We start from the raw sequence: 11,579 nt of genomic DNA on the forward strand, positions 1-11,579 counted from the left end.
AAATGAAAAAAAAGCAAGAAAATATTCGAAATTTTTCCATTATTGCCCATATTGATCATGGGAAAAGTACTTTAGCCGATCGTATTTTAGAAATTACCGGAGCAGTAAGTGAAAGAGAAATGGTGAATCAAGTTCTTGATAGTATGGATTTGGAAAGAGAAAGAGGCATCACTATTAAATTGAATGCTGTAAGTTTAAATTATAAATTTGAGGGAGAAGAATATTATTTAAATTTAATAGATACTCCAGGGCATGTAGACTTTAATTATGAGGTGTCTAGAAGCTTAGCTGCATGTGAGGGAGCTCTTTTAGTAGTAGATGCAGCACAAGGTGTAGAGGCTCAAACTCTAGCAAATGTGTATTTAGCTCTAGATCAAGATCTAGAAATACTACCAGTAATAAATAAAATAGACCTTCCAAGTGCAAGACCAGATGAAGTAAAGGAAGAAATAGAGGAAATTATAGGTCTTGATGCAAGTGAAGCGCCATTAGTATCAGCTAAAACAGGTTTAAATATACAAGATGTACTAGAAGATATCGTAAAAAATGTACCTGCCCCACAAGGTGATAAAAATAAACCTTTAAAAGCCTTAATATTTGACTCATATTACGATGCGTATAAAGGTGTTGTTGCGTATGTAAGAGTATATGAAGGTGAAGTAAAAAAAGGTATGACAATAGAGATGATGAATACCAAAAAGAAATTTGAAGTCACAGAAGTAGGTGTAATGGCTCCTAATCCAACTGAATTAGACAATCTTCAAGCTGGAGATGTTGGATATATAGCTGCAAGCATAAAAGACATCAGAAGCTGTCATGTCGGCGATACTATAACAGATGCCAAAAATCCTACAGATGAACCTCTTCCAGGATATAAAAAGGCTACACCTATGGTTTACTGTGGTATATATCCAGGCGAAGGTGAAAAATACGAAAACGTAAAAGATGCCCTTGAAAAATTACAAGTAAATGATGCAGCTTTAGAGTTTGAAACAGAGACTTCAGCAGCATTGGGATTTGGATTTAGATGTGGATTTTTAGGATTATTACATCTAGAAATAATAGAAGAAAGATTAGAAAGAGAATTTGATTTAAATCTAGTAACAACAGCTCCATCTGTTATATACAGAGTAACTAAGACATCTGGAGAAGTAGTTATGATACAAAATCCTACAAATTTACCAGAATCATCAGAAATAAAAATGATAGAAGAACCTATCGTAAAAGCCGATATAATAGTTCCTAAGGACTTTGTAGGAGTCGTAATGGAATTATGTCAAGAAAGACGTGGAACTATGCTTCACATGGAATATATAGACCCTAAGAGGGTTATGCTACATTATGATCTACCTCTTAATGAAGTTATATACGATTTCTTCGATGCGTTAAAATCTAGAACTAGAGGATACGGCTCACTAGATTATGAAATGAAGGGATACCAACCTTCTACACTAGTCAAATTAGATATATTAATAAACAAAGAGCAAGTAGATGCCCTTAGCTTTATCGTACACGAATCAAAGGCTTATTCTAGAGGTAAGGCTATGTGTGAAAAATTAAAAAATGAAATACCAAGACATCAATTCGCCGTGCCAATACAAGCAGCTGTTGGAAATAAAATAATAGCTAGAGAAACTATAAGTGCACTTAGAAAAGACGTACTTGCTAAATGCTACGGTGGAGATATATCTCGTAAAAAGAAACTTCTTGAAAAACAAAAAGAAGGTAAGAAACGTATGAGACAAATCGGAAATGTAGAGGTACCACAAAAGGCATTTATGGCTGTTTTAAAATTAGACGATTAATAAGCTGTAAAATTTAATAAAAGTAGTGATGAGCTCTATACAAATATATTTATAAGAAATATCGTTTGGATAGAGTTCATTCATTATATAGTCATATAATTAGAAGTATTATATTTAAACTTATTTTTATTTGTATAAATTAATTTGTTTATATAAAATAAATATTATAAAAATAATATAAAATAAATAAATAAAGTAGTGACATTCTTGAAAAAAAGAGTATTATATATAATGAAAATAAAAAATTGAAAGTTTACGAGGATTATCTTGCAGAATTTTGTAATTTTTAAGAAAATGAAAGAATTTAAACGAGTCATATTTATTGAAAAGGTATGTAAAATAATATAAAATAGACTTATGAAAAAAATGCGATTGATTTTATGTTGGAAAATAGGTTGTTTTTAGTGCATTAAAAACACTAAATTCTACAAAATAGAAAAAAATACTTTTAGAAAAGATATTTTTTTGGTATAATCTTATGAGTTGTTAAATATAAGTAAATTATCGAGTTTTATTTCTTGATTAAAAATTAAAATACTTTTATGTTTTAGTGTAAATTTTGATAAGTGGTGATAAAAAATATAAAAGTTAATCTTTAGGAGGGATGAGTTATTTTTATTATAGTAGTATGTGTGGCAATATTATTAATTTTAGGTATTAGAGAACAATTGGCACAAAAGAGAAATGTTGAAAAAATACCAATAAGGGTAAATATAAATGGAATAAGAGGAAAATCTACAGTAACTAGATTAATAACTAGTATTTTAACAGAAGCAGGATATAGAACTATAGGTAAGACAACTGGTACAGCTGCTAGAATGATTTATTGGTTTCAAGATGATGAAGACATCATAGTTAGAAAGCCACAAGGGGCAAACATAGGAGAACAATTAAAAGTTTTGCAAAAAGCTGCTGACTTAGATGCAGAGGCTTTAGTTTGCGAGTGTATGGCTGTAAACCCTGATTATCAAAAAGTTTTCCAATTTAGAATGTTAGAATCTAATATCGTGGTTATAGTTAACGTATTGGAAGACCATTTAGATGTTATGGGTCCAACATTAGATCAAATTGCACAAGCGTTTGGAGCGACAATACCATATGATGGATATTTAATAACAGTTGATGGTCCTTATGCTAATTACTTTAAGGAAATCGCAGCAGAGAGAAATACTAAGGTAATACTTGCAGATAATTCAAAAATTACAGATGAATATTTAGCTCAATTTGATTATATGATATTCCCAGAAAATGCTTCATTAGCTTTAGCAGTAGGTCAAGCTTTAGGTATAGATGAAGAAACATGCTTTAAAGGTATGTTAAATGCACATCCAGACCCAGGAGCAATGAGAATTACTAGAATTGGTGATGAAGATTTAAACTGTACATTTGTAAATGGTTTTGCGGCAAATGATCCACAATCAACAGTTAATATTTGGGAAAGAGTTAAGGAATTAGATTACAACACTGAAGATCCTATAGTTATTATGAACTGTAGAGAGGACAGAGTTGATAGAACTGAGATATTTGTTTCAGATGTATTTCCAAAAATACAAACTCATACTTTAGTTGCTATTGGTGAAGTTACAGACCCAATTACAACGGCGTATAAAAATGGGGAATTCCCTAATGTCAAAAATTATATAGACTTAGAATATGCTGAACCGGATAAAATTATAGAAACTATTTATCCATTATTAAAAGACAGAATGTTATTTGGTGTAGGTAATATACATGGTCAAGGTGAACCTTTCATCGAAAAATTATTAAGTATGAGTAGAGATGAAGACACAATAGTAGTAGATAGTGAAGAAAAAACTTTAGGATAGAAAGGAATTGAGGAGGATTACATGGGAATTAGTGAATTATATGTAGCTATTATTTTAGGATTAACGTTGAGTTTATTATTTCAAGAAAAGTTTGGGATAAATCCAGGTGGGATGGTAGTCCCTGGATATATGGCTTTATCATTGAGTGACCCAAAAGGGATAATAGTTATATTTTTAATAAGTTTATTGACATATATGATAGTTGAATTTGGTTTAAATAAATTTTTAATATTATACGGTAGAAGAAGATTTTTAGCTTTATTATTTGTAAGTATGATTTTAAATTTAGTAATAACTGCAGTTAATGCATCTATGGGTGATGCATTAGGAGCTCTTGAAGCTATAAGAATAGTTATTCCTGGATTAATAGCAAATGCTTATTATAAACAAGGTATAAAATTAACTGTAGCAAGTTCATTAGGTGTTTCTTTAGTTGTATATGGTATTATTTGTTTCTTACCATTTGTATAGAGAGGTATGAGATATGAGCAGAGAGTTAACAATAAAAGAAAAAATCCAAATAATGATAAAAAATAGAAAAGAAATAACTTTTTCAGGGTTATGTATTTTAATAGTTATATTGTATGTCGCATATTTAGTTTTAGAAATTAATTTCTAAAACTTTTATGTGTATATAAATAAAATTTTTTTTATATAAAATTTACAAGTAAAAGGAGAGGAAAAATTTGGCAAAAAAAATAGCGAGTGTATTTGCAGTAATAATTTTATGCTTAAGCCTAGTTTTCTACGATAATATTGCTGCTCTTTTTAATAAATCTGTGAATAAAGCTTTAGATAGAGATGTTACTTCTGGATACGGCGTGAGTTCATCTAATGAATTGGCGGTAGAAGTTGGAATGAAGGTTTTAAAAGATGGAGGAAATGCAGTTGACGCAGCAGCAGCGATATCATATGTACTAGGAGTTGTTGAGCCATATGGTTCTGGAATCGGCGGTGGAGGATGTATGCTTGTATACCTACCTGATTCTAAGGATTATAAATTCTATAACTATAGAGAAACAGCACCTATTAGCTCTGATACGATGAAAAGTACAATTGGTGTGCCAGGCTTTGTTAAAGGTATAGAAACTGTTCAAAGTGAACATGGTAAACTTAAAATGAGTGATTTACTTCAACCAGCTATAGATTTAGCAAAAGATGGATTTGAAATGAATCAAAATCTATACAATCGATTAAGCGTATATAAAGGTTATTCTGATTTATCTCAAATGACTCAGTTCTTTGAAGCAAATGGAGAACCTAAAGCTGTAGGCAAAAATATAGTTCAACCTGAACTAGCTGATACATTAACTCAAATTCAAAAGAATGGTTCTGATGCTTTTTATAAGGGAGAAATAGCACAAAAATTAACTACAGGTGCTTATTTTACAGCAGAAGATTTGTCTAGCTATGAAGTTGAAGAACAAGAACCTATAACAGGAGATTTCAATGGATATGACGTAGTTACAGCTCCTGCGCCTTTTAGTGGTGTAACTTTATTACAAATTCTCAACATGATAGAATATGTAGATTTACCAAGCTATGACGAAGACCCTGTAAAATATATAGAAGAAATGACAAAAATATCTAATATAGCATATACAAGTAGACAAGCAAATATATCAGATCCTAATTTTAATAGTGAAGAAAAAGACTATCAAAAATTAACTACAGATAAGTACGCAAAATATCTATATAAAAAGAACGAAGTAAAAGATATAGACGATATGGAAAGTGAAGATACAACAGCATTTGTCGTTACAGATTCATCAGGAATGGTAGTATCATGTACTAATACATTAGGTGATTTCTTCGGAAGTCAAGTATCTGTTGGAGGCTTCTTCTTAAACGATGCTTCAATTCATTTTAATGAAAATAGTTATTCAATAAATAAATACGAACCAGGTAAGAGATCTAGAACCTTTATAGCTCCATCTATAATCACTAAGGGTGATGACTTTATGATGGGAATTGCTACTCCAGGTGGAAATGCTATACCTCAAGTACTAGCTCAAGTTATAAATTGGAACTTAAGAGATGGTGTAGATTTACAAAAGGCAGTAGATAAACCTAGATTTGTATTTAGAAATTCTAAAGAAGTATATTATGAGGAAGAAATTCCTGATGATATAAGACAACAAATAGCAGCAGATGGAAATACTTATTCATTAAATTATTATGATTCTAATATTATGTATGGATCAATCCAAGCAATTTCTAAGGATAAGGATCTTGGAATAAATGGAACTGCTGATGAAAGAAGACGTGGAACTTACCAAGTTAAATATTAATATATAAAGGCGAACTCTTTTGGGTTTGCCTTTTAAATTTTATGGTTATAATTTATAAAAAAGAAATCGAAGAAGGTGATTTTTTGTTAGGATTATACATACATATACCGTTTTGTGTAAAAAAATGTAAATATTGCGATTTTAACTCTTATAAAATTGTCAAAAGTGAAAAAGATAGATTTTTATCAGATTTAAAAAAAGAGATGAGTTTATACAAAAATAAAGATAGAAAAATAAATAGCATATTCTTTGGAGGAGGAACACCTAGTATCCTAGATAACAAAGATATAAAAATGATAATGCAAGAAATAGAAAACAATTTTTATATAGATAAAGATGCCGAAATATCTATGGAATGCAATCCTGGGACGTTAAATGAGGACAAATTAAGATTTATGAAGTCTATAGGTATAAATAGGCTCAGTATAGGCTTGCAGGCCTTACAAAAGGATTTACTGAACTTTATAGGTAGAATACATACTTATGAAGAATTTGAAAAAAACTATATACAAGCGAGAAAGGTTGGATTTGAAAATATAAATATTGACTTAATGTATAATTTACCAAATCAGACATTTCAAGATTGGAAAGAGACTCTTCAAAAGGTTGTCGATTTAAATCCAGAGCATATATCGGCGTATTCTCTGATTTTAGAGGAGGGTACAAAGCTATACGATATGTATATGAATAAAGAGTTTGAAATGGGCGACGAAGATGAAGATATTAAAATGTACGAATACACTATAAATTATTTAAAATCAAAAGGCTACAATCAATACGAAATATCTAATTACGCCAAAGATACATATGAATGTAAACACAACATATTATACTGGAAATGTAAAAATTATATAGGTTTAGGACCGGGAGCATCTGGATATATTAATAATGTTAGATACAATAATGAAAGAAGTCTAGATTCTTATCACGATAAATTATCTAAAAATCAAAAGCCTATAGAGTTTTTTGAAGAACTGACTTTAAAGGACAAAATAGAGGAAAAAATTATTATGGGTCTTAGAATGAATGAAGGAATAATTTTTAAGGACTTTGAGGAGTTTGGCATAGATTTTGAAAGTAAATATAAAGAACAGTTAAATAAACAAATTGAGTTGGGTTTAATAATAAAAACAAATAAAGGAATTAAACTCACTCAAAGGGGAAGAGAAATATCAAACAGCATTTTTTTAGATTATATAGATTAAAAGTATTGACAAACAAAAAAATAAATGGTATATAATATATATAATCTTTTTAGCACTCGGGTTTAATGAGTGCTAACAGCAAGGAGGAACTTATAATGGAACTTAATGAAAGAAAAATGAAAATCCTCAAAGCGATAGTTAAAGATTATATTGAAACAGCTGAAGCTGTAGGATCTAGAACAATTTCTAAAAAGCATAACCTTGGAGTTAGCGCTGCAACTATAAGAAATGAAATGGCAGATTTAGAGGAATTAGGATATCTAGTTCAACCGCATACATCAGCAGGTAGGGTGCCAACAGAAAAGGGTTATAAATTATATGTAGATTTGTTGATGGGAACTAATGAATTAGACGATAGCGATAAGCAGGTCATAGAAAAATGTGTGGAAAGTAATATGAGCCATATACAAAGTTTAATTCATGAAACCTCTAAAATGTTATCACAGCTTACTAATTACACTACAATAGGTACAACAAGACAGCTAGTAAAGCCTAGTGTGATTAAACATATACAACTAGTTAGCATGGCAGAGCACAGTATTTTATTGATAGTTGTGACAGATACTGGTGATATAAAGAAAACTGATATATTCACCAAAAAGTATTTAGATCAAGCTAAGTTGAATATAATTTCTGATAATCTTACTAAGAAGCTTGCAGGAAAGAGTATAACAGATATCGATAACAATTTAATAGCTTTTATAAAATACGAAATAGGAGAATATTCTTCAATAGTAGATAAGCTACTTAGTATATTAAATTCTAACGTATCAGAAGAAGATGTTTCAATCAGCTTAAATGGAGTTACAAACATACTCAATTATCCAGAATTTAATGATGTACTAAAGGCTAGAAGCTTTTTAGATATGCTTGAGACAAAAGAAACCGTATCACAAATTATACATTCGAAGGGCATACTAAAGGATAACACTAATATAATAATTGGTAGCGATAATGATTGTCAACAAGCTAAGGAATGTAGTGTTGTGACTGCTACATATAAAATAGACAATGAACAAATAGGACGTATAAGCTTTATAGGTCCGACTAGAATGGATTATTCTAGAATATATTCAATAATCAATTATATGAATATATTGCTTAATAATAAATAGAAAATAAAAGGAATCGAGGGGTGTAGTATCTTGGAAAAAAAGGATGTGCAATCTGAAGTTAAAAATGATTCAAGTACTTCCACTGAAGATCAAGTAATTGAAGATCAAGTGACAGAAGATGTTGATAAAGAACAAACTGAGGATGACAATGTGACAGATATAAATTCTAAATTAGAAGAAAAGAAAGTCAACGATCAAATAAAAGACTTAGAATCTAAAATAGAACAATATGAAGATAAATATAAGAGACTTCAAGCAGAATATGCTAACTACATGAGAAGAACACAACAAGAAAAAGAAACTATAGGAATATTTGCAAATGAAAAGATAATAACTGAATTAATACCAGTTATAGATAATATGGAAAGAGCACTAGATGCATGTACAGATAAAGAAGAAGCTCTTTTCAAAGGTGTGGATTTAGTTTACAAACAACTAAAAGATTCACTTACTAAATTTGGAGTTGAAGAAATAGAAGCAGAAGGTGCTGAATTTGATCCAAATGTTCATATGGCAGTAATGCAAGAAAGTATCGAAGGCGTAGAACCAAACAAGGTTGTAATGGTACTACAAAAAGGATACAAGCTAGGTACAAAGGTAATAAGACCGACAATGGTAAAAGTATCTTGCTAATAAATATTGCAAATAATAAATAGCTAGTAAAATAAGTAGCTAGTAAATAAATAAATTAATTAAGAATGAAAATTTTCAGGAGGCGTTTTAAAATGGCAAAAGTAATAGGTATAGATTTAGGAACAACAAATTCTTGTGTTGCAGTATTAGAAGGTGGAGAACCTCAAATAATAGCAAACACTGAAGGTATGAGAACAACACCATCAGTAGTAGCATTTACAAAAGATGGTGAAAGAATAGTCGGAGAACCTGCAAAAAGACAAGCAGTTACAAATGCAGAAAGAACTGTAACATCAATAAAAACTCATATGGGTACAGATTACAAAGTTAATATAGATGGTAAAGGATATACTCCACAAGAAATATCAGCTATAATACTTCAAAAATTAAAAGCAGATGCTGAAAGCTACTTAGGTCAAACAGTAACTGAAGCAGTTATAACAGTTCCAGCATACTTCACAGATGCACAAAGACAAGCAACTAAAGATGCAGGTAGAATAGCAGGACTTGATGTTAAGAGAATAATCAACGAACCAACAGCTGCTGCTTTAGCATATGGTATGGATAAATTAGACGAAGACAAAAAAATCTTAGTATTCGACTTAGGTGGTGGTACATTCGACGTATCATTACTAGAAATCGGTGACGGTACTTTCGAAGTTTTAGCTACTGCTGGTAACAACAGATTAGGTGGAGATGACTTCGATAAAGTTATAATAGACTACTTAGCTGATGAATTCCAAAAAGCTGAAGGTGTAGATTTAAGAAACGATAAAATGGCTTTACAAAGATTAAAAGAAGCTGCTGAAAAAGCTAAAAAAGAATTATCTTCAACAATGACATCAAACATAAATCTACCATTCATAACTGCAACTGCAGAAGGTCCAAAACATATGAATATAGATTTAACAAGAGCTAAATTCGATGAATTAACTGCTCACTTAGTAGAAAAAACTATGGGACCAACTAAGAGTGCTTTATCAGATGCTGGACTTTCAGTATCAGAAATAGATGATGTATTATTAGTAGGTGGATCTACAAGAATACCAGCTGTTCAAGAAGCTGTTAAAAAATTCATAGGAAAAGATCCTCATAAAGGTATAAACCCAGACGAATGTGTTGCTGCTGGTGCTGCTATACAAGCTGGTGTATTAACTGGTGAAGTTAACGACTTATTATTATTAGATGTTACTCCGCTATCTTTAGGTATAGAAACTATGGGTAACGTAATGACTAAAATAATAGAAAGAAATACAACAATACCAACTAAGAAATCTCAAGTATTCTCAACTGCTGCTGATAACCAAACTGCTGTTGATATACATGTACTTCAAGGTGAAAGATCTATGGCATATGATAATACTACTTTAGGTAGATTCCAATTATCAGAAATACCACCAGCACCAAGAGGAATACCTCAAATAGAAGTTACTTTCGATATAGATGCTAATGGTATAGTTCACGTTACTGCTAAAGATTTAGGAACTGGAAAAGAACAAAAAGTTACTATAACTTCAGGAACTAACTTATCAGAAGAAGAAATAGAAAGAAAAGTTAAAGAAGCTGAAATGAATGCTGAAGCTGATAAAGCTAAAAAAGATAGAATAGAAGCAGTTAACCAAGCTGATTCAACTATATATCAAACAGAAAAAACTTTAAATGAACTTGGTGACAAAGTAAATGCTGATGATAAATCTGCAATAGAAGCTGCTGTTGCGTCATTAAAAGAAGTAAAAGATAAAGAATCTGCAACTGCTGAAGAAATAAAATCAGCTATAGATGAAGTAATGAACAAATTCCACAAAATATCTGAGCAAATGTATCAACAAGCTCAAGCTGAACAAGCTGCTCAAGGTGGAGAACAAGCTGATCAAAATCAATCAAATGATGATGTTGTAGATGCAGATTTCAAAGAAGTATAAGATTTGAATTTGTTGCAAAAACATAGAGATTGTGTATAATAAATTAAAGGATATTAATCTTTTTTAAAACAATTAATAATAGCTTGTAGTTTAATATTCTACAAGCTATTGTTTTGTAATATAAAGTTGGTGACAAAACTTGAGTACTAAAAGAGACTACTATGATGTCTTAGGTGTTGGCAAAAGTGCGGATGCATCTGAGATAAAAAAAGCTTATAGAAAATTAGCTATGAAATATCACCCAGATAAAAACCCAGGTGACAAAGAAGCGGAAGAAAAATTTAAAGAAATAAATGAAGCATATGAAGTACTATCAGATGAAACTAAGAGAAGAAACTACGATCAATTTGGTCATGAAGGTGTAAACGGTCAAGGATTTGGTGGTGCTGGAGGTTTCGGTGGCCAAGGATTTGGTGGATTTGATGATATATTTGGAGATATATTTGGTGGAGGATTTGGAGGATTTAACTTTGGATCAGGTCGTTCATCATCTAGAGCGAGAAAAGGAAGAGATAGCGTAATTAATGTAAACCTTACATTTGAAGAAGCTGTATTTGGATGTAAAAAAACTGTAAACGTCACTGTAAATGATACATGTTCAGAATGTGATGGTAAAGGGGGACATGGAGAAAAAAAATGTCCTACTTGTAATGGTAGTGGTACAGTTACATCTGAACAAAGATCATTGTTTGGAACATTTATGACAAGAACAACATGTACTGAATGTAATGGAAAAGGAAAAGTATATGAAAAAACATGCTCTTCTTGTAGAGGTACAGGAA

At 30.8% G+C, this 11,579-nt stretch carries 10 protein-coding genes; all 10 read left to right on the forward strand.

Annotation, left to right across the window (positions count from 1 at the left end; genetic code table 11):
• Nucleotides 1-2 precede the first annotated feature (2 nt).
• Nucleotides 3-1,805 carry a translation elongation factor 4 gene (gene lepA, locus MR593_RS13285; RefSeq protein WP_290693916.1) on the forward strand — a complete coding sequence of 601 codons (1,803 nt, stop codon included), beginning with the start codon at nt 3-5 and terminating at the stop codon, nt 1,803-1,805.
• 620 nt (nt 1,806-2,425) lie between these two features.
• Nucleotides 2,426-3,631 carry a poly-gamma-glutamate synthase PgsB gene (gene pgsB / locus MR593_RS13290; protein ID WP_290693940.1) on the forward strand — a complete coding sequence of 402 codons (1,206 nt, stop codon included), beginning with the start codon at nt 2,426-2,428 and terminating at the stop codon, nt 3,629-3,631.
• Between the two features lie 21 nt (nt 3,632-3,652).
• A complete protein-coding gene (gene pgsC / locus MR593_RS13295; protein WP_290693918.1) occupies nt 3,653-4,102 on the forward strand; it encodes a poly-gamma-glutamate biosynthesis protein PgsC in 450 nt (149 codons plus the stop codon).
• Nucleotides 4,103-4,115: 13 nt separating this feature from the next.
• Complete coding sequence (locus MR593_RS13300; protein WP_290693921.1) at nt 4,116-4,250, forward strand: hypothetical protein; 135 nt, start codon at nt 4,116-4,118, stop codon at nt 4,248-4,250.
• Between the two features lie 67 nt (nt 4,251-4,317).
• On the forward strand, nt 4,318-5,922 hold the full coding sequence (locus MR593_RS13305) for a gamma-glutamyltransferase family protein (RefSeq protein WP_290693924.1): 1,605 nt from the start codon (nt 4,318-4,320) through the stop codon (nt 5,920-5,922).
• A gap of 83 nt (nt 5,923-6,005) precedes the next feature.
• Nucleotides 6,006-7,127 (forward strand): radical SAM family heme chaperone HemW, encoded by a 1,122-nt coding sequence (gene hemW, locus MR593_RS13310; protein ID WP_290693927.1) that lies wholly within the window; start codon nt 6,006-6,008, stop codon nt 7,125-7,127.
• A 95-nt stretch (nt 7,128-7,222) separates the two neighbouring features.
• The gene (gene hrcA / locus MR593_RS13315; protein ID WP_290693929.1) at nt 7,223-8,242 is read left to right on the forward strand and encodes a heat-inducible transcriptional repressor HrcA; all 1,020 of its coding nucleotides are present in this window, start codon (nt 7,223-7,225) and stop codon (nt 8,240-8,242) included.
• A 30-nt stretch (nt 8,243-8,272) separates the two neighbouring features.
• Nucleotides 8,273-8,875: a nucleotide exchange factor GrpE gene (gene grpE / locus MR593_RS13320; RefSeq protein ID WP_290693932.1), complete on the forward strand. Its 603-nt coding sequence runs from the start codon at nt 8,273-8,275 to the stop codon at nt 8,873-8,875.
• A 92-nt stretch (nt 8,876-8,967) separates the two neighbouring features.
• Nucleotides 8,968-10,797 carry a molecular chaperone DnaK gene (gene dnaK / locus MR593_RS13325; RefSeq protein ID WP_290693935.1) on the forward strand — a complete coding sequence of 610 codons (1,830 nt, stop codon included), beginning with the start codon at nt 8,968-8,970 and terminating at the stop codon, nt 10,795-10,797.
• A 139-nt stretch (nt 10,798-10,936) separates the two neighbouring features.
• Nucleotides 10,937-11,579, forward strand: a 643-nt coding sequence (locus tag MR593_RS13330) for a DnaJ domain-containing protein (protein ID WP_290693938.1), incomplete at its 3' end; no start/stop codon positions are given.

Source organism: Intestinibacter sp. (assembly GCF_022780145.1).
Classification (GTDB): Bacteria; Bacillota; Clostridia; order Peptostreptococcales; family Peptostreptococcaceae; genus Intestinibacter.